The organism is Flavobacterium aquidurense (assembly GCF_001404985.1).
In the GTDB taxonomy this organism is placed as follows: domain Bacteria; phylum Bacteroidota; class Bacteroidia; order Flavobacteriales; family Flavobacteriaceae; genus Flavobacterium; species Flavobacterium aquidurense_B.
The window spans coordinates 827,012-852,882 of sequence record NZ_JRLF01000015.1; the positions used below are offsets into that span (position 1 = coordinate 827,012).

General features: G+C 33.1%; 21 protein-coding genes. 17 read left to right on the forward strand and 4 right to left on the reverse strand.

The genetic code is table 11. The features are described 5' to 3' along the window. Nucleotides 1–9: 9 nt before the first annotated feature. The 3 genes from RC62_RS22100 to uvrB all read left to right on the forward strand — a co-directional run bounded on the left by RC62_RS22100 (nucleotide 10) and on the right by uvrB (nucleotide 5,500). Nucleotides 10–2,217, forward strand: coding sequence for a peptidase domain-containing ABC transporter (locus RC62_RS22100; RefSeq protein ID WP_055098510.1), 2,208 nt, complete (start codon nucleotides 10–12; stop codon nucleotides 2,215–2,217). Between the two features lie 112 nt (nucleotides 2,218–2,329). Next, nucleotides 2,330–3,268, forward strand: a complete 939-nt coding sequence (locus tag RC62_RS22105) for an alpha/beta fold hydrolase (RefSeq protein WP_055098620.1) — start codon at nucleotides 2,330–2,332, stop codon at nucleotides 3,266–3,268. Nucleotides 3,269–3,508: 240 nt separating this feature from the next. After that, the gene (gene uvrB / locus RC62_RS22110) at nucleotides 3,509–5,500 is read left to right on the forward strand and encodes an excinuclease ABC subunit UvrB (RefSeq protein WP_055098511.1); all 1,992 of its coding nucleotides are present in this window, start codon (nucleotides 3,509–3,511) and stop codon (nucleotides 5,498–5,500) included. Here the strand turns inward: uvrB and RC62_RS22115 are convergent. Further along, nucleotides 5,497–5,898 (reverse strand): hypothetical protein, encoded by a 402-nt coding sequence (locus RC62_RS22115; RefSeq protein WP_055098512.1) that lies wholly within the window; start codon nucleotides 5,896–5,898, stop codon nucleotides 5,497–5,499. The two genes, uvrB and RC62_RS22115, sit on opposite strands and share 4 nt — an antisense overlap. A gap of 137 nt (nucleotides 5,899–6,035) precedes the next feature. On the opposite strand from RC62_RS22115, the gene RC62_RS22120 reads away from it, so the two are divergent. The 3 genes from RC62_RS22120 (at nucleotide 6,036) to RC62_RS22130 (ending at nucleotide 8,711) form a co-directional block, all read left to right on the forward strand. Then, the gene (locus RC62_RS22120; RefSeq protein ID WP_055098513.1) at nucleotides 6,036–7,046 is read left to right on the forward strand and encodes a dipeptide epimerase; all 1,011 of its coding nucleotides are present in this window, start codon (nucleotides 6,036–6,038) and stop codon (nucleotides 7,044–7,046) included. A gap of 5 nt (nucleotides 7,047–7,051) precedes the next feature. Further along, nucleotides 7,052–8,074, forward strand: coding sequence for an aminotransferase class I/II-fold pyridoxal phosphate-dependent enzyme (locus RC62_RS22125; protein WP_055098514.1), 1,023 nt, complete (start codon nucleotides 7,052–7,054; stop codon nucleotides 8,072–8,074). Nucleotides 8,075–8,243: 169 nt separating this feature from the next. After that, nucleotides 8,244–8,711, forward strand: coding sequence for a DUF1456 family protein (locus tag RC62_RS22130; protein ID WP_055098515.1), 468 nt, complete (start codon nucleotides 8,244–8,246; stop codon nucleotides 8,709–8,711). Nucleotides 8,712–8,919: 208 nt separating this feature from the next. Here RC62_RS22130 and RC62_RS22135 read toward each other — a convergent pair whose 3' ends face one another. Together RC62_RS22135 and RC62_RS22140 are read right to left on the reverse strand one after the other, a co-directional pair. After that, a complete protein-coding gene (locus RC62_RS22135; protein WP_055098516.1) occupies nucleotides 8,920–9,624 on the reverse strand; it encodes a LytR/AlgR family response regulator transcription factor in 705 nt (234 codons plus the stop codon). Between the two features lie 3 nt (nucleotides 9,625–9,627). Then, nucleotides 9,628–10,668, reverse strand: coding sequence for a sensor histidine kinase (locus tag RC62_RS22140; RefSeq protein WP_055098517.1), 1,041 nt, complete (start codon nucleotides 10,666–10,668; stop codon nucleotides 9,628–9,630). Between the two features lie 220 nt (nucleotides 10,669–10,888). Here RC62_RS22140 and RC62_RS22145 point away from each other — a divergent pair, with 220 nt between their 5' ends. Then, on the forward strand, nucleotides 10,889–11,692 hold the full coding sequence (locus RC62_RS22145) for a DUF5694 domain-containing protein (RefSeq protein ID WP_055098518.1): 804 nt from the start codon (nucleotides 10,889–10,891) through the stop codon (nucleotides 11,690–11,692). A gap of 196 nt (nucleotides 11,693–11,888) precedes the next feature. On the opposite strand, the gene sucC is transcribed toward RC62_RS22145, so the two are convergent. Further along, complete coding sequence (gene sucC, locus RC62_RS22150; RefSeq protein ID WP_035684436.1) at nucleotides 11,889–13,082, reverse strand: ADP-forming succinate--CoA ligase subunit beta; 1,194 nt, start codon at nucleotides 13,080–13,082, stop codon at nucleotides 11,889–11,891. A gap of 415 nt (nucleotides 13,083–13,497) precedes the next feature. On the opposite strand from sucC, the gene gltB reads away from it, so the two are divergent. From gltB to RC62_RS22200, 10 genes are all read left to right on the forward strand, one after another. Then, a complete protein-coding gene (gene gltB, locus RC62_RS22155) occupies nucleotides 13,498–18,012 on the forward strand; it encodes a glutamate synthase large subunit (protein ID WP_055098519.1) in 4,515 nt (1,504 codons plus the stop codon). A 101-nt stretch (nucleotides 18,013–18,113) separates the two neighbouring features. Continuing rightward, the gene (locus RC62_RS22160) at nucleotides 18,114–19,568 is read left to right on the forward strand and encodes a glutamate synthase subunit beta (protein WP_055098520.1); all 1,455 of its coding nucleotides are present in this window, start codon (nucleotides 18,114–18,116) and stop codon (nucleotides 19,566–19,568) included. A gap of 294 nt (nucleotides 19,569–19,862) precedes the next feature. After that, a complete protein-coding gene (gene lysA / locus RC62_RS22165; protein WP_055098521.1) occupies nucleotides 19,863–21,086 on the forward strand; it encodes a diaminopimelate decarboxylase in 1,224 nt (407 codons plus the stop codon). A 391-nt stretch (nucleotides 21,087–21,477) separates the two neighbouring features. Continuing rightward, nucleotides 21,478–21,927 (forward strand): hypothetical protein, encoded by a 450-nt coding sequence (locus RC62_RS22170; RefSeq protein WP_055098522.1) that lies wholly within the window; start codon nucleotides 21,478–21,480, stop codon nucleotides 21,925–21,927. 52 nt (nucleotides 21,928–21,979) lie between these two features. Beyond that, nucleotides 21,980–22,441 (forward strand): RDD family protein, encoded by a 462-nt coding sequence (locus tag RC62_RS22175; protein WP_055098523.1) that lies wholly within the window; start codon nucleotides 21,980–21,982, stop codon nucleotides 22,439–22,441. 123 nt (nucleotides 22,442–22,564) lie between these two features. Further along, nucleotides 22,565–22,930: a hypothetical protein gene (locus tag RC62_RS22180; RefSeq protein ID WP_055098524.1), complete on the forward strand. Its 366-nt coding sequence runs from the start codon at nucleotides 22,565–22,567 to the stop codon at nucleotides 22,928–22,930. A gap of 180 nt (nucleotides 22,931–23,110) precedes the next feature. Continuing rightward, entirely contained in the window at nucleotides 23,111–23,506 is a 396-nt protein-coding gene (locus RC62_RS22185; protein ID WP_055098525.1) for a VOC family protein, read from the forward strand. Between the two features lie 173 nt (nucleotides 23,507–23,679). Continuing rightward, nucleotides 23,680–24,300: a hypothetical protein gene (locus RC62_RS22190; protein WP_055098526.1), complete on the forward strand. Its 621-nt coding sequence runs from the start codon at nucleotides 23,680–23,682 to the stop codon at nucleotides 24,298–24,300. Between the two features lie 51 nt (nucleotides 24,301–24,351). Continuing rightward, nucleotides 24,352–25,062, forward strand: a complete 711-nt coding sequence (locus RC62_RS22195) for a hypothetical protein (protein ID WP_055098527.1) — start codon at nucleotides 24,352–24,354, stop codon at nucleotides 25,060–25,062. An 82-nt stretch (nucleotides 25,063–25,144) separates the two neighbouring features. Next, nucleotides 25,145–25,633, forward strand: a complete 489-nt coding sequence (locus RC62_RS22200) for a DinB family protein (protein WP_055098528.1) — start codon at nucleotides 25,145–25,147, stop codon at nucleotides 25,631–25,633. The last annotated feature ends 238 nt before the right edge of the window (nucleotides 25,634–25,871 follow it).

The window sequence follows — 25,871 nt, forward strand, 5'->3', positions numbered from 1 at the left end:
AATTCTATTATGAAATTTACCGCCCAACATGACCAAATGGATTGTGGTCCAGCCTGCATTAGTATGGTGGCAAGTTTTCACGGAAAAAATTATCCTTTAGAATATCTACGCAAAAATGCATATGTGACCAGAGAAGGCGTCTCTGTATTGGGAATAAGTGAGGCATCCAGGCAAATTGGTTTCGAAACACTTTCAGTACAAACAACAACTGAAAAGCTTATAAAAAATAAACAGATCATTCCTTTTATACTTTATTGGAATCAACGTCATTTTGTTGTTCTTTATAAAATAACTAAATCATTATTTTCAAGAGAACAAATTTTTCATATAGCCGATCCTAAACATGGAAAAATAAAAATAACTCAGGAAAAACTAGAAAAATCATGGCTTTCTGACAGAGCTCAGGGAGTAGCAATATTTTTAAACCCTACTGAAAAATTTTACCAAAAAGAAGCTCCAAAAGAAGACAAATTAAATATAAGATACTTGTTTTTCTATCTTATACCCTACAAAAAGCAGTTAGTCATTATGTTTTTACTACTTTTAATAGGTTGTGGCTTAACTTTATTTCTCCCTTTTTTAACAGAAGCCCTAATAGATGAAGGCGTAAACAACAAAGATCTTAATTTTATATCTCTTATACTTTTAGCACAATTAAGCTTGTTCATAGGTTCACTAACAATTGGTATATTTCGTAATTGGTTATTGCTATACATTGGTACACATTTAAGCATTACAATTGTTTCGGACTTTTTAAAAAAAATGCTTCGGCTTCCAATAAAGTTTTTTGACACAAAATTAATGGGAGATTTTCAACAACGAATACAAGACAATGATCGTATAGAGGAATTTCTTACTTCACAAAGTTTAACTACTTTCTTTTCTATTATTACTTTTTCAGTTTTTTTTACTATATTATGGTATTATGATATTAAAATTCTTTTAGTATACTTTCTATTTACAACTTTATCAATTATATGGTCATTTTATTGGCTAAAAAAAAGAAGAATATTAGATTACTTTCGTTTCCAGCAAAGGAGTGAAAATCAAGAATCGATTTTTGAAATGCTCAATGGCATTACAGAAATGAAACTTAATCAACTTGAAAATTTTAAAATAAAAGAGTGGGAAAAAATTCAAAAGAAACTTTTTAAACTTAATTCGAAAATTTTAAAACTTGATCAAATTCAACTTTCAGGTTTCGACTTTATAAATCAACTTAAAAACATTCTGGTTACTTTTTTAGCAGCAACTTACGTAGTACAGGATACAATGACATTAGGTATGCTACTTTCTATTTCTTATATTATTGGACAAATGAATGCGCCAGTAAATCAATTAATAAGTTTTTTTCGATCTATGCAAGATGCAAAATTAAGTTTAGAGCGTTTAAATGAAGTGCAAAATAATAAACCTGAAGAAGTTAATGAGCAAATACGTTTATTAGATAATATTAGAAATAAAAAAAACTGTCCAGAAAATGGAATTTCTTTTAAAAACCTATCATTTCAATATGAAGGGCCAAAATCCCCTTTTGTTTTAAAAGATATAAATCTGTTTATTCCTGAAGGAAAAATAACAGCTATTGTTGGAGCAAGCGGCAGTGGAAAGACTACATTAATAAAATTGCTATTAAGATTTTACGACCCAATTGATGGTGAAATTTTCTATAATAAAGACAATATACTTACTATTTCACCAAAAAGCATTAGAGAAAATACAGGTGTAGTAATGCAAGATGGCTTCATTTTTTCAGACACAATACAGAGAAACATTGCAACTAAAGATAAAAAAATCAATAAAACTCAACTTAAGAAAGCAGTAAAAACTGCCAACATCAAAAATTTCATGGAATCATTACCACTAAAATACAATACAAAAATAGGTTCTGCAGGTAGTGGTTTATCAGGTGGAGAAAAACAAAGAATTTTAATTGCAAGAGCTGTTTATAAAAATCCACATTACATATTTTTTGACGAAGCCACATCTGCACTTGACTCAGAAAATGAAAAAATAATACATGATAATTTGCAAGAATTTTTTAAAGATAAAACAGTAATTATAATAGCTCATCGATTAAGCACAGTAAAAAATGCGGACAATATTGTAGTTTTAAAAAAAGGAAAAATAGCCGAAACAGGAAACCATAATCAACTAGTAAAAAATAAAGCGGATTATTTTAATTTAATCAAAAATCAATTAGAATTAGGAAATTAAATCTAATCGTTATAATAACTGAACATTATAATTATAATACTTTAAAATAAAATTCTGATACTTTATCGGCGCGCAATTTACGTACCTTTAATATCAATTGAATTTTATGACTATGCCAAAAATATACTTTAGAATACTATTATTAATTCTACTTACTGGTTGTGCTTCAACTAAAAAGGCAAAATTTGAAGACTATGTCTTTAAAACCAAAAGCGAAAAAACAGCCTATATCAAATCCTACGACAAAGCTTTAAAACTTTGGGATATCCCTTACACTGAAGAAGATATAAGAACAACTTACGGAACTGCACACGTTATTATGGCTGGTCCCAAAAACGGAAAAGATCTGGTTTTACTTCACGGAATGGATGCCAGTTCAACAATGTGGTATCCAAACATTAAACCTTTAGCTAAAAATCATCGCATTTACGCCATTGATTTTATGATGGAACCAGGCAAATCTACTTTGATTTCAAAACCACTTTCTTCAGAAGATATCGTAATTTTGTACAACGAAATTTTCGATCATTATAAATTAAAGAAATTTGATATTGTAGCCGCTTCAAGAGGTGGCTGGATCGCAACTTTACTGGCTACAGAAAAAAGAAATTCGATAGATAAAATAGTGTTGTTAAGTCCGGCGCAAACCTTTAAATTTATAGATAAAGTTGGTAAAACAACTTCTGCTTTAATGCTAAAACTCTTCCCAAGCGAAAAGAAATTCGGAAAAACCCTGACTACATTTTCAACTCATCCTGAAAAAATTAGTCCTGTTTACAAAAGACAATTTTATCTGGCCAATAAATACGCAAAATCAAATTCAAGTATGCTTAAAATGCATCCATTTTCTGATGATGAATTAAAATCTATTACGAATCCTGTATTGGTATTAATAGGCGATCATGATGTTATTAATTCAGAAGAAAGTCTGGAAAGAGCAAATAAATATTTAATCAAAGGCAAAACACAAATAATAAAAGATGCAGGACATTTTTTATCCATCGATCAGTCAAAAGTGGTAAATAATGCAATGATTGATTTTTTAGAATAATTGACAAACGGTAGGCCAGCCCCTATCATTAAGTGAAGAGTTTTTACTCAGATTTAAAAAGGTTGAAGCAGATCTACGCAGATTATAATTAAAATAAATCTGCTCAAATCTTTTTAAATCTGCGTGAAACAAAATCAACAATAACAAAAAATTCGGGCAATTCGTGTAATTCGTGACAACACTTTTTTATAGAATTCAAACTTTGTATCTTTACAAAACTAATCTTTTCATCATCCCAAAATGAATTTCCAAGTATCCTCAGAGTATAGTCCAAAAGGTGATCAGCCACAAGCAATCGAAAAACTTTCGCAAGGTGTAGTAGATGGCGAAAAGTACCAGACATTATTAGGCGTTACCGGATCAGGAAAAACATTTACAGTTGCCAATGTTATTCAGGAAGTTCAAAGACCTACTTTGGTTTTGGCACATAATAAAACGCTGGCAGCACAATTATATTCTGAGTTCAAACAATTTTTCCCGAATAATGCTGTGGAATATTTTGTTTCGTACTACGATTATTATCAGCCCGAAGCTTTTATGCCCGTAACAGGGGTTTTTATAGAAAAAGATTTATCTATCAACGAGGAGCTAGAAAAAATGCGTTTAAGCACTACTTCTTCCCTACTTTCAGGACGTCGTGATGTTTTGGTTGTAGCTTCTGTTTCGTGTTTATATGGTATTGGAAATCCGGTTGAATTTAAAAAGAACGTAATTGAAATAAGCAGAGATCAGGTTATTTCGAGAACTAAATTGCTTCATAGTCTGGTTCAAAGTTTATACGCCAGAACCGAAGCCGATTTTAATCCGGGAACTTTTAGAATCAAAGGTGATACAGTCGAAGTATATCCAAGTTATGCTGATGATGCGTTTAGAATTCACTTTTTTGGTGATGAAATTGAAGAAATTGAATCCTTTGATGCCAAGACTTCACAAGTCATTGAAAAATTCAAGCGATTGACTATTTATCCCGCAAATATGTTTGTAACGTCTCCGGATGTACTGCAAGGTGCCATTTGGGAAATTCAGCAGGATTTGGTAAAACAAGTCGATTATTTTAAAGAAATAGGAAAACATTTAGAAGCAAAGCGTCTGGAAGAACGTACCAATTTTGATCTTGAAATGATTCGTGAATTAGGTTATTGCTCCGGAATCGAAAACTATTCAAGATATCTTGACGGAAGACAAGCCGGAACAAGACCGTTCTGTTTATTAGATTATTTCCCAAGTGATTATTTGATGATTGTCGACGAAAGTCACGTAACTGTTTCTCAGGTTCACGCTATGTATGGAGGCGACAGAAGCCGTAAAGAAAATCTGGTTGAATATGGTTTCCGATTACCTGCCGCAATGGATAACAGACCTTTGAAATTTGAAGAGTTTGAAGCCATACAAAATCAGGTAATTTATGTATCTGCAACACCGGCAGATTACGAATTGCAAAAAACGGATGGTATTTATGTAGAACAAATTATTCGCCCAACGGGATTATTAGATCCAATTATCGAAGTAAGACCAAGTTTGAATCAAATCGATGATCTGATCGAAGAAATTCAGGTGCGTTGTGAATTAGACGAAAGAGTTTTAGTAACTACTTTGACTAAAAGAATGGCCGAAGAACTGGCAAAATATTTGACCAAAGTAAACATTCGTTGCCGTTATATACATTCTGAAGTAGATACACTGGAACGTATCGAAATCATGCAGGATTTACGAAAAGGTATTTTTGATGTTCTTATTGGAGTAAACTTACTTCGTGAAGGACTTGATTTACCAGAGGTTTCGCTTGTTGCAATTCTTGATGCTGATAAAGAAGGTTTTCTTCGTAATCACAGATCTTTAACACAAACTATTGGTCGTGCGGCAAGAAACCTTAACGGAAAAGCAATTTTGTATGCCGATAAAATTACGGCAAGTATGCAACGAACAATAGACGAAACGGAATATCGCAGAACCAAACAGATCAATTATAATACAGAACATGGCATTACGCCACAGGCTTTAAATAAAAAAATCGACAGTGCTTTTACCAAAAATCCTTTAGTAGAATACGAGTTGGGTCATACATTATCTGTAGCTGCAGAACCGGAAACTGCTTATTTATCGAAATCTGAATTAGAAAAAATGATTCGGGAAAAACGTAAATCAATGGAGAAAGCGGCGAAAGAACTTGACTTTTTACAAGCGGCAAAATTACGTGATGATATCAAAAAATTACAGGAACAATTAGCTTAATTGTGTTGTTCCTGAAAAACTTTCAATAAAACTTTAGGATCAATGATAGCGTTTGGAGCTTTTTTCATTAGATCTAAAACCCGTTTGGTTGCATTGGGGTTTAATCCCATTTCGATCGCAATTTGCTGTATGGCTTTAGCTTCTTTTTCATGCAAGATGCCATCGCAATACATGATAAGGGCTAATCTGTAAAACTGTTGAATTCTCTGAAACTCAGATTTTATAATTTGAGTGGAGTATTCCTGATGAAATAAATCTTTAAAAACAGCCAATTCAATTTTTAATTCCTTAGCCACCAGCCACAAAAACTCATATTCCCTTTTATGCAATTGCCCATCAACAGTAGAAAAAGCAATCATTTCTAAAAGTAAACTTCTCTTTTGTGTTTCGGTATTCATCAATTTATTATTTTTAGCTAAAATATTGTTTTTAAATCTAAAACACAAGAGAACTAAAGGATTAGAGGATTCCTCTTTTTGTATTCTTGTCGATTACCTCTGTTTGGTTAGAAATATAAAAAACATTCGAACTCACTATGGAACTAATTTTAAGAGAATACAACTTACAACTCAAACATACTTTTACCATTTCCAGAGAATCAATTGATTTTCAGCCTTCCTTGATTGTCGAGCTCAAAAGTGATGGTTTTTCGGGTTTTGGAGAAGCAACTTCAAATCCCTACTATAAAACCACAGTTCCGGTGATGATTCAGGATTTAGAGAAAATAAGAACCATTATTGAAACTACAAAAGACGAAACTCCTGATGTATTTTGGGCAAAAATATATCCGCATTTAAAAAACGATATGTTTGCTTTGTGCGCTTTGGATCTGGCCTATAATGATCTTTATGCCCGCAAAAAAGGAAAGAAATTATATGAATTATGGAATTATTCAATCGAAAGAAATCCATTAACCGATTATACAATTGGGATTGCTTCTATAGAAAAAATGGTTTCAAAAATGCAGGAACTTCCCTGGCCTATTTATAAAATTAAGTTAGGCACTAAAGAAGATATCGCGATCGTAAAAGAACTTCGAAAACATACCAATGCCATTTTTAGAATCGATGCTAATTGCGGCTGGGGAGTTGATGAAACGATTAATAATGCGGTTGAACTCAAAAAATTAGGAGTAGAATTTCTGGAACAGCCTATGAAAGCCGATAATTGGGAAGCTCATAAGGAAGTTTTTAAACATTCCGTTTTACCAATAATTGCAGATGAAAGCTGCATTATAGAAGAAGATGTCGCCAAATGCTTCAATCATTTTCATGGAGTAAATGTAAAACTCGTAAAATGTGGGGGATTAACTCCCGGAAAACGGATGATTGAAGAAGCTAAAAAACTAGGCTTAAAAACAATGGTAGGCTGCATGACCGAATCGACAGTTGGAATTTCTGCTATTGCGCATTTATTACCTCAACTAGATTATGTTGATATGGATGGAGCATTACTTTTAGCAAAAGATATAGCAACCGGAGTAACTATAAAAAATGGAATAATACATTATTCTAAACTTAACGGAACCGGAGTTACCTTAATATAAATGCTATGAATGTCAACCAGTTTCCAGATAGAATTATTGAGATAGAAGAGCAACAATATTTGTATTTTGGAGGAACGGCATATTTAGGATTACCTACAAATAAGGATTTTCAGGAATTGGTGATTAAGAACATACGCAATTGGGGAACGACTTACGGAAGTTCCAGAAGCGCTAATATAAAACTCAACGCTTACGAAAATGGTGAGATTTTCTTAGCCAATCATATCAAGGCCGAAAGTGCCGTTACCGTTTCATCAGGAATGCTCGCAGGAAAGTTGGTAATTGATGAATTGAATAAAAATACGGATTGCTTTTTTCATTTTACCGATATTCATCCTGCCATCAAAGCAAATAGTTTACCACTCTTTATAAACGATACTATAAATCCTCGTTTGTTAGATTCTAAACCAGAAAGAATTACAATTCTGACTGATGGCGTTCCGTCTTTTCAAACAAAAGCAATAGATTTATCTGTTTTAAACGAAATTCCAAATCATAAAGAAATCACTTTACTTATTGATGAATCTCATTCTTTGGGAATATTAGGAAAAAATGGATCGGGAATCTACTCCCAAATCAATCTTCCAATTAAAAGAAAAATTATGGTTTCGTCTTTGGGGAAAGCATTTGGCGTAAATGGCGGTGTTATTGCAAGTGATACTTTGTTTATCAATCAAATAAAAAGTCTGGATACTTTTATTTCTGCCGCCGGAATGAATCCTGCTTTTGTTCAGACTCTGGCAGATGCGGCGGATCTTTACCAAATTCAACATCAAAAACTATTGGAAAACCTGAATTATATCGATCGAAAGTTAATTAAAAATGACACAATCAAATTTGATAAAAATTATCCGCTAATCTATTTAGAAAATGAAGATCTAATCGAAAAACTAAAAGAAAATAAGATTATCATCGCCAATTTTAAATACCAGGAAAACTCCAATAATCTAAATAGAATTGTAATCACAGCAAATCATTTGCATGAAGATTTAGATAAATTAATTGGATTTCTAAACGAAAATATTTAAAAACAAAAAGTAAAAAGGTTGCCACCAATTACACGAATTTTTACTAATTGTATCACGCTTAAGTTTTAATTGGTGAAAATTCGTGTAATTCGTGGCAAAAAAACTTAGCTCAACTCAATAAATTGCAATCAAATTAGTTTTAAAACGTACCTTTGTAAAAAATTAAACGATGACAAACAACGATATCCTAAAAAAACTTCGCGTGGCTTTGATGCTCCGTGACGACCAAATAGTTGAAATTTTAGAATTAGTAGATTTTAGAATTACAAAATCAGAATTGGGCGCTTTTTTTAGAGCCGAAGATCATGAAAATTACATGGAATGTGGTGATCAGGTTTTGCGTAATTTCTTAAACGGATTAGTAATTCATTTAAGAGGAACGAAGGAAAACCCGAAAAACCCAAATGAGGTTTTAGCAAAACACAAAGCTGAAATCCCAAAGAAAGACAGTACTAAAGAAAGACCTGAATTTAAAGCAAGTGCAAAAGATGCTGAAAGAGGAAGAGGCGATAAAGCTCCTTCTAAATCTGGTCCGGCAGCTGGAAAACCTAAAAAGAAAGAATTCCCTAAAGGAAATGGAAAAGTATCTGTTGTAGAAAAAGTGGTTTACAAAAACGGAAAAAATAAAAAATCGTAATTTTTGTAAAATATAAAATGTGATATGAAAAATGCACATTAATGTATTTATAAAAATAATTTCATCAAAATCCCTTCGAACAATTGAAGGGATTTTTTATTATACCTTATTTCATTATAGAGACGCACAGCAATGCATCTTAAGTATTGCAAAAAAAATCTCTGCTACAGATAGTTATCAGGATTGCGGTTAAACCAAACCTAAACTTCTATATTTTATTCTGATCAATTCGATCAAAAAAAGCATCTTTAAATGTAGCCCCAATTGGCAATTCTTTTCCGTTAATAAAAACAGAAAAACTATCTGTGGATTCGATTTGTTTTAAAGCAATTACAAACGATTTATGAATCTGAATAAAATTGTTTTCAGGCAACGATTCAATTACATTTTTTAACGATGAATGTGTAATAATCTGTTGTTTCAGCGTATGAATACAAACGTAATTCTGAAGACTTTCTACATATAAAATCTCATCTAAAAAAAGCTTCTGAAATTTATTCTTTCCATCTGTTTTTATAAAAATAAAATCCGGTGAATTGTTCGATACAAATTCCGTTTTAGGTTCTGCTTTTAGTTTTGAAACTGCCTGATAAAAACGTTCGAAAGCAATTGGCTTCAATAAATAATCAATAGCATTTAGCTCAAAACCTTCCAAGGCAAAATCCGGATAAGCAGTTGTAAAAATCACTTTTATATCTTTGGAAATAATTCTGGAAAGCTGCAAACCTGTCAATTGTGGCATTTGAATGTCCAAAAAAATAACATCTATACTTTGTGTATTCAAAAATTCCAATGCTTTTAATGCGTCATTAAAAACACCTTCTTTTTCCAGAAAAGATATTTTATCAATATAATTTTCGAGAATGCGGGTTGCTGGCGGTTCATCATCAACAATGATACATTTAAAATTCATACATTATTTCTTTAGTGGTATTTTTAAATAGGTTTTAAAGATATTGTTTTCTGCAGTTTTTTCAAGAACAAAGTCATTTTTATAAGCATATTCTAAACGTTTCGTTAGATTATCAAAACCAATTCCTGTTGATGAATAATTCTCCCCCTCAACATTATAATTAAAGGTTGATAGTTCTAAAAAGTGCTCTTTTACCCGGATCGTAATACTTGCTTTTTTATCCGGATTATTTAATGTCCCGTGTTTAAAAACATTTTCTATAAAATGAATCAAAGCTGCTGAAAGTATTTTTTCAGTTGAATAGTTTCCTTCAATTTCAAAGTCTAAATAAAGCTGGTCTTCGAATCGTTTTTTCTGCAAATGAATATAGTTTTGAATGAATTGAATTTCTTTTGAAAGTAAAACCTCTTCTTTATCTGTTTCCGTAATCACATAGCGAAGTAAATCTGAAAGAACTAAAACATCTGATGCCATTTTATCATCTTTCAAAATCAATTGGCTATAGAAAGAATTTAACGTATTAAACAAAAAATGCGGACTAACTTGTGATTTCAGCATTTGTAGTTCTGCTTTTTTATTCTCTAAAAGCAATTGCTGATTGTGTTTATATGTTTCCTGAAATTGCCAAAATAAATAACTCAAAGCACTTAAAATGATAGAAGGTAATCCGAAGAAAAAATTATCCCTGACATAATACGTCAACTCCCTTGTTTTTTTAGCATAATTATGAATTCCTGTAATTTCAAAAATAACTATTTCCTGCATAAAATAGCGGACTCCGGCAAAAATCAACAAGGAAACGGGAATACTTAATATATAAAATAAGAGTCTTTTTTTATTTAAAAACCAATCACAAAACGTGTAAAAGTTCAAAAGATATACAATGAAAATCGAAAACACAAAGCCAGCATTAAATGCAAAATAAAGACTGCTGAAAACGAAATTCATTTTCTGGTTATTTACGCCAATATCCCAAATATAAAAGGTTATAAATAGTCCTGAAAAAAGAAGAATATGATAATAGAAAGGGATCTTTAGCTTCATAATAATGTGGTTGTTATTTCAAAAATACAACTATGAGTTTATATGAATACTATATTTATATAAAACCTGTATTTCTGGTGATGAACTATCAAAAACAGTACATGAAATTTTTCGAAAGTATATTATCAACGTTTGTAATTTGAAAACCGGTGTTTATCAAAAACTAATAAATCACCTTAAAAGCGACTATATATTTGTCATGAATTTAAAACAAATCATCATGAAAAAAATCGCTTTATTACTCCTTTTTGCAATTGCATTTAATACTGTTTCTGCTCAATCAAAAAAGAAACAAATTTTATTACTTGGAACTTTCCACTTTGAAAATCCGGGACTTGATGTTGCAAAAGTAAATACGTTTAATGTTATGTCTGACAAAAGCCAAAAAGAACTGGAAAACATTACCGATAAAATTAAAAAGTTTGGTCCTGATAAAATTTTCATTGAATGGAATTATGAGAGACAAGCCAAACTGGATAAATTTTACAATAAAAACACAGATAGTTTACTTCGTAAAGATGCAGACGAAATCGTTCAGGTGGCTTTAAGATCAGCTAAAAAATTAGGTCATAAAAAGCTTTACGGAATTGATTACAACAACGCCGATTTTCCTTATGACAGTTTGGTAAAAGTAATGACAGCAGCAAATCAGCTTGATTTAATCAAGAAGAATGAAGAAACCATGAAACATTATGAAATAGATCAAAACAAAAAAATTGCGAAATATTCATTGACTGAATTGCTTTTGGATATTAACACAAAAGCATCGAATGAAGATAATATTAGCTGGTATCTAGAAACAGCTGTTAAAGGCGGAAAAACAGATAATTTTGTTGGTGCTTTCTTAGTTTCAGAATGGTATCGAAGAAACCTTTATATGTATGCTTTAATTGAGAAACTAACTGAAAGTAAAGACGATAAAATAATGGTTTTATTAGGAGCGGGCCATACGGCAATGATTAGGGAATTTGTAGAACACAATCCTGAATTTGAAATTGTAGAATTAGCAACGGTTTTGAAATAGTTTTCTAACCGCTAATATTTTTTACCGCAAAGTTCGCAAAGTTCGCAAAGTTTTTATCAATAAAGCTTTGCTAACTTTGCGTTTACATAAAATCTTGTGAATAAAAAAACTTTGCGTGCTTTGCGGTTAAATTGACCACAAAAAAAATCCCTCCGAAGATCGGAAGGATTTTCTATATAATTGATTTCTTATTTGATTAAGAAAGTGCAGCTTTAACTTGGTCAGCAGCTTCTTGAAACTGAACAGCTGATAAGATTGGCATACCTGAATTGTCAATTAATTCTTTTGCAATTTCAGCATTTGTTCCTTGCAAACGAACGATAATTGGCACATTGATAGCATCACCCATATTTTTGTAAGCATCAACAACTCCTTGCGCCACACGGTCACAACGAACGATACCACCAAAAATATTAATTAAAATAGCTTTTACGTTAGGATCTTTTAAGATGATACGGAAAGCAGTTTCAACACGTTTTGCATCAGCAGTTCCACCAACGTCTAAGAAGTTAGCAGGCTCAAAACCAGCATATTTAATTAAATCCATAGTTGCCATTGCAAGACCTGCTCCGTTTACCATACATCCTACAGTACCGTCAAGATCTACGTAGTTCAAACCTACTTCTTTAGCTTCAACTTCGATTGGATTCTCCTCACGGATATCTCTCATCTCAGCATATTTTGGTTGTCTGTATAAAGCATTATCATCGATATTTACTTTAGCATCTACAGCCATAATTTTATTATCTGAAGTTTTCAAAACCGGGTTGATTTCAAACATAGAAGCATCAGAACCAATGTAAGCATTGTATAATGAATCGATGAATTTAACCATTTCCTTGAAAGCATTTCCAGAAAGGCCTAAGTTAAAAGCAATTCTTCTTGCCTGAAAACCTTGTAATCCAACAGAAGGATCAACTTCTTCAGTAAAAATTAAATGAGGAGTGTGCTCAGCAACTTCTTCAATATCCATTCCACCTTCAGTAGAATACATAATCATGTTACGACCAGTAGCTCTATTTAATAAAACAGAAACATAAAATTCAGAAGTTTCACTTTCACCAGGATAGTAAACGTCTTCTGCAACTAATACTTTGTTTACTTTTTTACCTTCAGCAGAAGTTTGAGGTGTAATCAATTGCATTCCGATAATCTGACCTGCAATTTCTTCAACTTGTTGTAAGTTTTTAGCTAACTTAACTCCACCACCTTTTCCACGACCACCTGCGTGAATTTGTGCTTTTATTACGTGCCATCCTGTACCAGTCTCGGCAGTTAATTGTTTTGCAGCAGCCACAGCTTCAACTGCATTGTTAGCCACAATTCCGCGTTGAATGCGTACTCCGTAACTCGCTAAAATTTCTTTTCCTTGATATTCGTGTATGTTCATAATATAGAATTTGTCTGGTTCTGAATTTATTTCAGAATAAAAGTGCGACAAAAGTAGCAAAATTCAACTTAAAAGTAAAATCTTTTTCAATTAAAAAACAAGTAGGGAATTTATAAAACGTTTATTCTTTTTCTATGCAAAGAAATAGTTAACTAAACAATTTGTTAATATTAACTGGAATCCGCTAAAACGTTTGATATTTAACAAAAACATCACCGTATTTATTAGCCTTACGGCGATTTTTCTTAATATATTATAACGCGTGTTGTCATTTTATCAATTCGCAATGGCTAATATAATATTATTATCAATTAAGAAGCGTTTTTCTAATATTACAATAAAAATGTAAGTCAAATTATAATTTCAATACATTATGTTTAACGAAATCTTTATTTTTGTAGAAAAAATATCAAGAATGAAAGTTAAAGAACAAGGGCTTTATTTGCCTGAATTTGAACACGACAATTGTGGTGCAGGATTTATTTGTAATCTGAATGGTATTAAATCAAATGATATTATTCATAAAGCATTGGACATCTTAATAAAATTGGAACATCGTGGTGCCGTTAGTTCTGATGGAAGAACTGGAGACGGGGCTGGAATTTTATTCGATATCCCACATGCTTTCTTTAAAAAAGTATGTGATTTTGAAATCCCTGAAACACGTGAGTATGCAGTAGGAATGGTTTTTTTACCAAAAAGCAAAAACCAGGTTTCTTTTTGTATCAACGCTTTCGAATCGACTATTAAGGATCAGAATTTGAAGATCCTGGGTTGGAGAGATGTACCTGTTGAAGTAGAAAATTTAGGACAGATTGCCGCAGAAAAAGAACCAACAGTTAAACAGGTTTTTGTTAGCAAAAACGGTCAGGATTTAACTGAACAAGAATTTAATGCAAAACTTTTTGCAGCTAGAAAAATTGCTGAACATGCCGTAAGAGGATCTAAAACCTCTGAAAGTCATATGTTTTATTTCTCTAGTTTATCGACAACTACCATAATATATAAAGGTTTATTGATGCCTGAAGACATCAGCCGTTATTATGTTGACTTAAAAGATCCAGATTTAGTGACTCGTTTGGCATTAGTGCACCAACGTTTCTCTACAAATACTTTCCCTTCCTGGGAACTAGCTCAACCGTTTAGATACATGTGTCATAATGGTGAGATCAATACACTTCGTGGAAACGTTAGCCGTATGCGTGCCCGTGAAGAACTGATGGAAAGCAAAGTTTTTGGAAATGATATCAAAAAATTATTCCCAATTATCTTAGAAGGAAAATCAGATTCTGCTTCTATGGACATGGTGGTTGAACTTTTATTAATGACAGGTCGCTCATTGCCGGAAGCGATGATGATGGTGGTTCCAGAAGCTTGGGAAAAACACCAGACAATGTCTCCGGAAAAAAGAGCATTCTACGAATTCAATTCTTGTATCATGGAGCCTTGGGATGGTCCAGCTTCTATTCCGTTTACAGATGGTAACGTAATTGGTGCTTTATTAGATCGTAACGGATTACGTCCTTCTCGTTATACATTAACAAAAAGCGGTTTCGTAATTATGTCATCAGAAATTGGTGTACTTGATGTAGAGCCGGAAGATGTAATACAACACGGTCGTTTAGAACCAGGAAAAATGTTCCTTGTTGACATGAACGAAGGTCGTATTATTGAAGATGATGAAATTAAAAAAGCAATTGTAACAAAACGTCCGTATCAGGAATGGATCGACGCAAACTTGTTGCCTTTGTCTAAAATACCTTATACTAATAATCCTACTCCGGTTGAGAAACTTGATTTCCAGACCAGACAAAGATTATTTGGTTATACTATCGAGGATTTAAAAACAATCATTAACCCAATGGGAGCTCAAGGCGCTGAAGCCATCAGTTCTATGGGTAACGATACACCATTGGCAGTATTATCAGAGCAGCCACAATTGTTGTACAACTATTTTAAACAATTATTTGCTCAGGTGACCAACCCGCCTTTAGATGGTATTCGTGAAGAAATCATTACTGATATCAGTTTAGCAATTGGTGGTGATTTTAATATTTTTGAAATTGAATCGAAACAATGTAAAAAACTAAAAATCCAAAATCCGGTTATCTCGAATGAGGATTTAGATAAAATCAGAAACATTGATCACGCAGATTTCAAATCGGCTACTATTTCTACTTTATATAAAATAGAAAAAGGAGTTAACGGTTTAGAAAGAGCACTTGAAAAATGTGTTCAGGCAACTTTCAAAGCTGTTTCTGAAGGATGCAATATTATCATCTTATCAGATAGAGGTGTTAGCGAAGAATTAGCCCCAATACCTATGTTATTGGCTTGTTCTTACATTCACCACTCTTTAAACATCTTACAGGTACGTTCTAAATTCGGAATCATAATCGAATCTGCAGAACCTCGTGAGCCGCATCATTTTGCTTTATTGTTTGGATATGGTGCAAGTGCGATCAATCCTTATATGGTAAACGAGATTATTCACGATCAGGTAAACCAAGGATTTATTACAGGAGTAAAAGCTGATTATGCGATTGTAAATTACAACAAAGCGATTGCAAAAGGTATCCTTAAAATCATGAACAAAATTGGTATCTCAACTTTACATTCGTACAGAGCTGCTCAGATTTTCGAGATTTTAGGTTTAAACAAAACTTTCACTAATAAATATTTCCCTTACACCCCTTCAAGAATCGAAGGAATTGGTTTGATGGAAGTAGAAAAAGAAGTGAAGAAACGTTTCCAGAAAGCATTTCCAAACTCTAAAATCGCAAACTTGCTTTCTTTAGAAATTGGAGGTATTTACAGATGGAGACGTGGCGGAGAAAAACACATGTTTAACCCGACAACGATTTCTAAATTACAACAGGCGGTTCGTTTGAACAGTCCTGAAAGTTATAAAGAATACTCGAATATGGTCAATGAGCAAAGCTCAAACTTAATGACGATTAGAGGTTTATTCGAATTTAATAATTTAGATCCAATTTCTATTGATGAAGTAGAACCTTGGACAGAAATTGTAAAAAAATTCAAAACGGGTGCAATGTCTTACGGATCTATCAGTAGAGAAGCACACGAAAATTTAGCCATTGCAATGAACAGAATTGGCGGAAAAAGTAACTCTGGAGAAGGTGGAGAAGATCCTAAACGTTTCCAGAAAGAAATTAACGGAGATTCAAGAAATAGTGCGATCAAACAAGTAGCTTCAGGACGTTTTGGTGTTTCGATCAACTATTTGACAAATGCTAAAGAGATTCAGATTAAAATGGCTCAAGGTGCAAAACCTGGTGAAGGTGGTCAATTACCCGGAGAAAAAGTAGTGCCGTGGATCGCTGAAACCAGAAACTCTACACCTTATGTAGGTTTGATTTCGCCTCCGCCACACCACGATATTTACTCTATTGAGGATTTATCACAGTTGATTTTCGACTTAAAAAATGCCAATCGTGAAGCACGTATAAACGTAAAATTAGTTTCTGAAGTTGGAGTTGGAACCATCGCTGCCGGTGTTGCCAAAGCAAAAGCTGACGTTATCCTGATTTCAGGTTACGACGGAGGAACTGGTGCTGCGCCATTAACATCTTTACAACACACCGGTATTCCTTGGGAACTTGGACTAGCCGAAGCGCAACAAACTTTAATCTTAAATGATTTAAGAAGCCGTGTAGTTCTGGAATGTGACGGACAATTAAAAACAGGTCGTGACGTAGCTATCGCTGCATTATTAGGAGCAGAAGAATTTGGTTTTGCTACTGCCCCGCTTGTTGCTTCCGGTTGTATTATGATGAGAGCTTGTCACTTGAATACTTGCCCGGTTGGTATTGCAACTCAGGATCCTGAATTGAGAAAAAATTTCAAAGGAACGCCGGAGCACGTAATCAACTTCATGTATTTTATTGCTGAAGAGTTAAGAGAAATCATGGCACAATTAGGTTTTAGAACATTGAAAGAAATGGTGGGTCAGTCACAAAAATTAAATGTGAACAAAGCGATCAAACATTATAAAGCAAATGGTTTAGATTTATCATCGATTTTATACAAACCAGAAAAAGCTAAAACAGAACCAATTCACAATACAACTGAGCAAGATCACGATTTAGACAATGTATTGGATTTTGCCATTATCAAAGAAGCGATTCCTTCTATTTATAGAAAAGAAAAAACAAGAGTTACATTTAAAATTAAAAATACAGACCGTTCTGTAGGTGCTATTTTGAGTAATGAAATCTCAAAAATATATGGCGCACAAGGTTTACCTGATGACACTATTTTAGTTGATTTTGAAGGTTCTGCCGGACAAAGTTTTGGTGCATTTGCAACAAACGGATTGTCGTTTAAAATTCACGGAAACTGTAATGATTATTTAGGAAAAGGATTATCAGGAGGAAAATTGATTATCAAAGTCCCTCCTACTGCAACTTTCAAACCTGAAGAAAATATCATTATTGGTAACGTTGCCCTTTATGGAGCTATTACCGGAGAGGCGTATATTAACGGAATGGCCGGTGAGCGTTTTTGTGTGAGAAACTCCGGAGCAACTGCAGTTGTTGAAGGAATTGGAGATCACGGATGCGAATACATGACAGGTGGTACAGTAGTAGTTTTAGGAAAAACAGGAAGAAACTTCGCAGCGGGTATGAGCGGTGGTGTTGCTTATGTTTATGACCCTAATCAAAAATTCGATGCAACAGTTTGCAACATGGAAATGGTTGCTTTTGACCCTATCGAAGAAGAAGATGTTACGAAACTAAGAAAACTGATCAAAAACCACTCTTTGTACACCAATAGTCCATTAGCAAAAAGAATTTTAGCAGACTGGGAAAATGAACAAAACCATTTCGTAAAAGTAATGCCAACTGATTACAAAAAAGCATTACAACGAATTGCAGAAGAGAAAAAAATAGAAGAATTAATAGCGTAATTAAAAGGTTCTGAGTTACAAAGGTGCAGAGGTACTAAGTTGAAAGTTTTCAACTCCCTTCTCATATTTCATATCTCACAACTAAATTTAATAAAAATGTCATGGGTAAAATAGGCGGATTTAAAGAATATAGCAGAGCCGACGAAAGTAATTTAGCAGTAGCAGAGCGTGTTTCTAACTACAATGAATTTACGATTCCGTTAGCAAAAGATAAAATAAAAGAACAAGGTTCAAGATGTATGGATTGTGGCATTCCTTTTTGCCACAGTGCTTGTCCGTTAGGAAATTTAATTCCTGACTTCAACGACATGGTACATCAGGAAGAATGGCAAAGTGCTTTAGAGATTTTACAATCTACTAATAACTTTCCGGAATTTACAGGCCGCTTATGCCCTGCTCCATGTGAGAAATCATGTGTATTAGGTATCATCAAAGAACCTGTTGCAATCGAAAACATCGAGAAAAACATCATCGAAAGAGGTTTTGCCGAAGGTTGGATCAAACCACAAACACCAAAAACCAGAACAGGAAAAACTGTAGCCGTTATTGGTTCAGGACCTGCAGGTTTAGCAGCAGCTCAACAATTAAACAGAGCCGGTCATACGGTAACGGTTTTTGAAAGAGACAACGCTATTGGAGGATTATTACGTTACGGAATTCCGAATTTCAAACTAGAAAAAGGAATCATCGACAGACGTGTAGCCATTCTTGAAGCTGAAGGAATTACTTTTAAAGTGAATGTAAATGTTGGTGTAAACTTTAGCGTAGCAGAACTAAATACTTTTGATTCTATCGTATTGTGTGGTGGAGCGACCGAAAGAAGAAGTTTGCCAACTAAAGGAATCGAAAGCAAAGGCGTTGTTCAGGCAATGGATTTCCTTACACAGCAAACTAAAGTTTTATACGGCGAATCTGTTCCGGATCAGGTAAAAGCAACCGGAAAAGACGTAATCGTAATTGGTGGTGGAGACACAGGTTCTGACTGCGTTGGAACATCAAACAGACACGGAGCAAAATCTGTGACTAATTTTGAGATTTTACCAAAACCTCCGGTTGGAAGAAGCGAATCAACTCCTTGGCCTTTCTGGCCGTTACAGTTAAAAACGTCTTCATCACACGAAGAAGGTTGCGACAGAAACTGGTTAATCAATACTAAAGAATTCTTATCTAACGAAAAAGGAGAATTAACAGGTTTAAAAACTGTTGAAGTACAATGGAAAATGACTCCGGGCCAACGTCCTGAATTAATCGAAAAAGAAGGTTCTGAGAAAATCTGGCCTTGTGATTTGGCTTTATTAGCTTTAGGATTTACAGGTCCTGAAAAAACTTTAAGCGAGCAATTAGGTCTTGAAGTAGATATGAGAAGCAATTATAAAGCTACTAATTATCAAACAAACGTTCCGCATATTTTCACTGCAGGTGATATGCGTCGAGGACAATCATTAATTGTATGGGCTATTTCAGAAGGTCGCGAAGCAGCAAGAGAAGTAGATTTGTTCTTAATGGGCTCTACTAACTTGCCAACCAAAGGAAACGGAGACTTACCAAGTCTTTAATTCCGATAAACAACATAACTACTAAAAAAACCCTTGAATTTATATTCAGGGGTTTTGTTTTTTTAATTAGCCCACGGATTAAACAGATTTACGCAGATTTTTTTTATCTTTATTGTAAATCTGTGTTCATCAGTTTGATCCGCACAATCGGTGGGACATATATATAATTTTATAAAAATCCGAAATAAAGCACTTTTTGTTTAAAAACAAACAATTTGTTACAATTTGTTATTTTTCTACAAAAAATTTGCTGTTACTCAAAAGTGTAATAACTTTGCTCAAAATAGTTTAAAAATGCAAGCAAAAGATTTACTGCAGTTAGCAGACCAATTTGGAAGTCCATTATATGTTTATGATGCCGAAAAAATCCAATCTCAGTACAACAGGTTAACTAAAGCTTTCTCTAAGGTAGAAAACTTAAGAGTTAATTACGCCATGAAGGCATTGTCTAACGTTGCGATTCTTCAGTTATTAAAGAACATGGGGTCTGGTTTAGATACTGTATCGATCCAAGAAGTTTTATTAGGACTTCATGCTGGCTATGAACCTGAAAAAATCTTTTTTACACCAAACGGAGTTTCTCTTGAAGAAATCGAAGAAGTTGCCGCAATGGGTGTACAAATCAATATTGACAACTTATCTATTCTGGAGCAATTCGGAACAAAATATCCACAAATTCCAGTATGTATTCGTATCAATCCGCACGTAATGGCGGGAGGAAATGCTAATATCTCGGTAGGACATATTGATAGTAAATTCGGAATCTCTGTTCACCAAATTCCGCATATATTACGAATTGTAGAGAACACAAAAATGAGCATCGTGGGAATTCACATGCACACAGGATCTGATATCCTTGATATCGAAGTATTCTTGTATGCTGCCGAAATCTTATTTGATACGGCAAAACACTTCAAAGATCTAGAGTTTTTAGATTTCGGAAGCGGATTCAAAGTTCCTTACAAAAAAGACGATATCGAAACAGATATTGAAGAATTAGGAAAAAAATTATCAAAAAGATTCAATGCTTTCTGTACAGAATATGGCAGAGATTTAACGTTGATTTTCGAACCCGGAAAATTTTTGGTGAGCGAAGCAGGTTTCTTCTTAGCAAAAGTAAACGTAGTAAAACAAACAACATCAACCGTTTTCGCGGGAGTTGATAGTGGTTTCAACCACTTAATTCGTCCTATGTTTTATGGTTCACAACACTATATCGAAAACATCTCAAACCCAAAAGGAAAAGAGCGTTTTTACTCGGTTGTAGGATACATTTGCGAAACAGATACATTTGCGAACAACCGCAGAATTTCAGAAATTACCGAAGGCGATATTCTAGCTTTTAGAAACGCCGGAGCATATTGTTTCTCAATGGCATCAAACTACAATTCGAGATACAAACCAGCTGAAGTTTTATGGAAAGACGGAAAAGGAATCTTAATTCGCCAACACGAAACATTTGAAGATTTGCTTAAAAATCAAATTCCGTTGCCACAAGAAGTTGCTGCAACAGTTTAAAATAAAAAAAAAGAGAATATCTATTTAATCCCATTTCTTAATTGAAGCGGGATTTTTTTTGTTTTAGATTGCAAATATTTGTCAGGCTGAACAATCACAAATCTTCGCGAGAAGCCTTAGCCCAATCTTGTCATTCTGAGGAACGAAGAATCCCCACAAGAAACTCGCCAGTATAGTACGCGGATGATACGGATTCGCCTAGCGAAAACGCGAATTAAAACGGATTTTACCCGTCCAATATTGTCATTTCTTAAATAACAAAGTTCATGAAAATCTCCTTTTGCTTAACAAACTCAAATCCCCACACTAATTACAAATTCACATTATTGGATTATTATTTTAATTCGTATTTTCGTCTGGTAAAATATTCCCAAAACCAAACCCAAAAACCATGAAAATTACGATTCCCCTGTCGGTATTATTTCTGTTACTTACTACCAATATATTCAGCCAGACGCTTGCTGATTTAAAACTAAAACCTAAAGAAATTCCAAAAAGCTACACACCTATCGACGGTCAGATTTGTGTAACTCCTCAGGCTTGCAATTTTTATACTGATATTGAAACTTACAGCAACATTGTAGGAATCGTAAAAAGTAAAGCAATCCAGAGTTTTAAAAATAAAACAGATCGCGGCTCTATTATGTATTTTGAATTTGAACACACCTTTAAAGGCGATCGGTTTCTGCAAGGATTACTTTGGGGAAAAGACGGTCAGCCCACAGATGAACATCCGGAAGAATATCTGGCAAAAGGAAAATTCCTGATCATCTGGAGTTTTCGTCCGGACAGCACGATCAAAGAAAAATCAGAAGCTAAAATAGAAGCGATTTTGCAATAGCTAAATAACTCCAGGATAACTACATTAAGTTTTTATATATCTTAAAATAACAATGGAACAAGGAAAAATTGTTACTAAACCTAATCTTAAAAAAAGAATATTTGCAGGATTAATTGATTATGTGTTAATGTTTTCAATGCTTTATATTATGTTCGCTTATTTTGGCGAAAGAACGCCAAAAGGATATGAACTAAAAGGATTTCCCGCTTTAGCAACTACTTTAATTTGGGGTTTATATATGATAGGATTTGAATTAAAATTTGGAGGGACTCTGGGTAATCTCATGTTTGATTTACAAGTTATTTCTATACGCGATACTAATAGTACAAGCTTAAGTTTTGGGCAGTCTTTTAAAAGACATTTATTAGATATAATTGATTTGTGTTTTTTTGGACTAATAGGAATAGTGTTAATCAAAAACACAAAATATAATCAGAGACTTGGGGACCTTTGGGCAAAAACAATCGTAATAGATTCGACAGATAATCGGCAATTTTATAAACGTTTTGTTTAAAATCCTATTCCCTAAATCTACCCGATTTGTAGCAACAACGACAAACAAAAAAACGTTTTTTAAATACCTTAATTACAGCTTCATTTTTAATTCGTAATTTCGCCAAAGCAAAAAAACATCAAAATGAAAATACAAATAAGAATTCTAATTTACTCCATTCTATTTTTTCTATACCTTTCTACGACTTCACTTTTATTGTCGTTAGGAGAATTATTAAAAACAGATCCGTACGTTACTTTAGGCTGTGGTTTTGCAGTTTTAAACCTAATCTATACTTTCTTTGCCCTAAAATGGACTCCTATATTAAATATAATTTTTTCTATTTTAATTGCAGCATTATCGTTATTCTTAGCAGTGCAATTTGCTAATCTACATTTGCTGGCAAAATATGATCCTTATTTGGTTAAAACAGCAATATTTACAAATGCTATTTTATCAATAATATTTTGGGAAATTGTGTATCAGGTAAAAATCAGAAAGGCAAAATAAAACATTCCTGGTGTTAGATGAATGTTGTGCATCTATCAAATAAAACATTGTCATATATGTCTATGAATCTGTAAAGACGCACAGCAGCGTTTCTTTTCTATATTTTATTTTTAAAAAATTCCTAAATTTAGTATCCGATTATATAATCCGGATTGAATTCTAATTTTTAAAATAAATCTAATGGAAACGAAAAAAATATGGGCAAATCTGGGTGTCGAAAACTTAGAACGCACAACGAAATTCTATACCGAATTAGGCTTTAAACAAAACGGTCACAATACGTCTAACGAACTAACGAGTTTTCTTTTTGGCGATGACAATTTTATAATTCACTTTTTTATAAAAGAAAGATTTAAATGGGCTGTCAATGATGAAATGGCAGATTTAAAACTTGGAAACGAAATTATATTTTCACTTTCGGCAGATAGTAAAGATCAGGTAGATCAATGGTATTCAATCGTTAAAAAAGCCGGTGGAACTATTTTTGCAGAACCACAAGACTATGGAAAAGGATATTTCTTTGGATTTTGTGATCCTGATGGTCATAAATTTAATTTTTTATACTGGCCAAAATAAAAAAACTTTCTCTTTTAAATCCTAAAAAACTGATTCTGAGAACATAAGTTTTGGTTCATCAAAAAAATAAAAAACTCCTTAATATTTATAAGTATTTATTTATATTTTTAGCATAAGATTTTACAATAATCACAATCTTTAACGCTAAAACCACTAAAAATAAATTGATAAAAATGGAGAATTTTAAAGAAATTAGTTTAGACGATGCAATTCAATTAATCAACAAAAACAACTCTGTACTTAAGGATGATCTTATTGATGAATTAAACGGATTTTACGAAGTAGCAGGTAAAATTGTTTTATATTCAGGAGAAACTAATTTAGAAAACTTAACCGTAGGAAACGATATTGTCCTTGTAAACGGCGATCTTAATGTTACGAATATAATTGAAGATTGTGATAAAGTAGATTCGTCTTTGCTTATTGTTTTAGGAAATGTGAATTGCAAAAATTTGATTACGCTTTCCAGCATGTACTTCACGGGAGATTTGAATGCTAAAAATGTTATTTTAGGAGATTCTCTTTGTGACTATGTTTTAAATGTAGGCGGAAATATCGTAACAAAAACAATATTAGATTATGGACATTGCATTATAGCCGAGAAAAAAATTACGGTTACAGATGTTTTCTCTTTTAACTCAATTGAAGATGAAAATGGAGCGATCGAACAAAATATGGAACGTGACGAATTAGCAGATGAAATTACGGAATTTGATGATGATGAGAAAATGGAAAACTTAAGCAAAACAATTGATTATATAAAAAGCGGAGGCGAGGTATTTAAAGTATCTTAGACCAGACAATGTCTTAATTGCATAATTTAAAGTTTAAAAAATAAAAATCTGATGAAAAAATGTTTCCTGGTTGCTTTATTATTTTGTTTTCAGTTTTCGTTTTCACAAAATACCGATTATTTAAAGTCGGTTTTAAAACAGCTTAAGATTAAGGAAAGCCAAATAAATCAGGAACTTTTTACTCAGAAAGTATTACCATATGATAAAGGCAAAAGCGTTTTTGTGATTGCCAAATACGCATCAGAAGTATCTGTAGATTATTTTGTGGCAGATGCTTATATACTCGTAGTTGATAATGCGACCGGAAAAATAATCAACAAATTTATTGAGCCAAATGCCTGGACATCTGATGCTGTAATGTTAAGCAGTATTACAATCGATACGGGATTATATATTTTAAATAAAACAACAAGAGCCTTCGGGATTCGGGTTGATTATACCGGCAGCAGCCGACCTAATCCCTACAGCGAAAGTGACTTATCGTTGTATATTACAGATAAAAATTCGCTAAAGCCAGTGCTTAAAAATTATCAAATTTCGCAATCTAATGGCGAATGGGATACGAATTGCGCCGGAGAATTTGAAGACAACAATTCGACTATTGATATCGATAAGGTGATGACTAACAATTTTTATAATATTATTGTTAAAACTAAAACGGTCAATACTAAAAATATCCCCACAAACGATGATTGTATCGCTAAGGAAACTATTAAAAGAAAAACTTCAAAATTAATTTTTAATGGAAAAGAGTATAAATAAATAAATAAATATGACGCTCTTGAAAAGTTCTATTATTTTGAAGATGACTATTGTGTTTTAAATCAATAATTGTCCACAAAACATGACTAAAATTTACAGACAAGGCGCCATTGGAGCTTTACTTGACGAATACGAAAAAGCTATTTTAGATTTAAGTCAAATAATTTCAGACATTAATGATAATGAACTCATCACAATAGTTGATACTGTTACCCAGGATTCCGGTTGTGAATCGGTTCAGTCAATATTGGCACATATTGTATGTTCCGGATATGCTTATGCTTTATATATTAGGCAATTATCTGGGGATCAAAGCGATTTTCTTGATGATGTTATTAGAACTACAATCTCTGATTATCAAAAGGATCTGGCTGATTTTTTTATTTTTACAGAGGACACTTTTAAAAATATCACAGACAATCAACTCGAAGAATCTGACAATACTAAAAAAATAGTGACTTCGTGGGGACAAGTTTATGATATTGAACAAATAATGGAACATGCGATTGTACATGTTTTACGTCATAGACGACAAATTGAAAAATTTAAAATACAATTGCGGGAAAAATAATATTTAAGCAAAAACAAACTCACTGCTCTGGCAAACTTTCTTATAAAAACTAAATTTCTAATCTAGCCCCGATAGAGCCGTTATCCTCGTATCCCGATGGCTATCGGGAGAAGAGATATAGGCGAAAGCGGGAAAAGTGGTCTTTGCAAAAACGAAAAATTCTGCTTCTAAAATTTCAAAACATACTTTACCTGAATTCATCTAAAACAGATATATTTACAGCTTGAAAATCAACTGG

Coding starts and splice junctions, on each gene's coding strand:
- RC62_RS22100 (WP_055098510.1), top strand. CDS start 10: ATGAAATTTACCGCCCAACATGACCAAATGGATTGTGGTCCAGCCTGC.
- RC62_RS22105 (WP_055098620.1), top strand. CDS start 2,330: ATGCCAAAAATATACTTTAGAATACTATTATTAATTCTACTTACTGGT.
- uvrB (WP_055098511.1), top strand. CDS start 3,509: ATGAATTTCCAAGTATCCTCAGAGTATAGTCCAAAAGGTGATCAGCCA.
- RC62_RS22115 (WP_055098512.1), bottom strand. CDS start 5,898: ATGAATACCGAAACACAAAAGAGAAGTTTACTTTTAGAAATGATTGCT.
- RC62_RS22120 (WP_055098513.1), top strand. CDS start 6,036: ATGGAACTAATTTTAAGAGAATACAACTTACAACTCAAACATACTTTT.
- RC62_RS22125 (WP_055098514.1), top strand. CDS start 7,052: ATGAATGTCAACCAGTTTCCAGATAGAATTATTGAGATAGAAGAGCAA.
- RC62_RS22130 (WP_055098515.1), top strand. CDS start 8,244: ATGACAAACAACGATATCCTAAAAAAACTTCGCGTGGCTTTGATGCTC.
- RC62_RS22135 (WP_055098516.1), bottom strand. CDS start 9,624: ATGAATTTTAAATGTATCATTGTTGATGATGAACCGCCAGCAACCCGC.
- RC62_RS22140 (WP_055098517.1), bottom strand. CDS start 10,668: ATGAAGCTAAAGATCCCTTTCTATTATCATATTCTTCTTTTTTCAGGA.
- RC62_RS22145 (WP_055098518.1), top strand. CDS start 10,889: ATGAAAAAAATCGCTTTATTACTCCTTTTTGCAATTGCATTTAATACT.
- sucC (WP_035684436.1), bottom strand. CDS start 13,082: ATGAACATACACGAATATCAAGGAAAAGAAATTTTAGCGAGTTACGGA.
- gltB (WP_055098519.1), top strand. CDS start 13,498: ATGAAAGTTAAAGAACAAGGGCTTTATTTGCCTGAATTTGAACACGAC.
- RC62_RS22160 (WP_055098520.1), top strand. CDS start 18,114: ATGGGTAAAATAGGCGGATTTAAAGAATATAGCAGAGCCGACGAAAGT.
- lysA (WP_055098521.1), top strand. CDS start 19,863: ATGCAAGCAAAAGATTTACTGCAGTTAGCAGACCAATTTGGAAGTCCA.
- RC62_RS22170 (WP_055098522.1), top strand. CDS start 21,478: ATGAAAATTACGATTCCCCTGTCGGTATTATTTCTGTTACTTACTACC.
- RC62_RS22175 (WP_055098523.1), top strand. CDS start 21,980: ATGGAACAAGGAAAAATTGTTACTAAACCTAATCTTAAAAAAAGAATA.
- RC62_RS22180 (WP_055098524.1), top strand. CDS start 22,565: ATGAAAATACAAATAAGAATTCTAATTTACTCCATTCTATTTTTTCTA.
- RC62_RS22185 (WP_055098525.1), top strand. CDS start 23,111: ATGGAAACGAAAAAAATATGGGCAAATCTGGGTGTCGAAAACTTAGAA.
- RC62_RS22190 (WP_055098526.1), top strand. CDS start 23,680: ATGGAGAATTTTAAAGAAATTAGTTTAGACGATGCAATTCAATTAATC.
- RC62_RS22195 (WP_055098527.1), top strand. CDS start 24,352: ATGAAAAAATGTTTCCTGGTTGCTTTATTATTTTGTTTTCAGTTTTCG.
- RC62_RS22200 (WP_055098528.1), top strand. CDS start 25,145: ATGACTAAAATTTACAGACAAGGCGCCATTGGAGCTTTACTTGACGAA.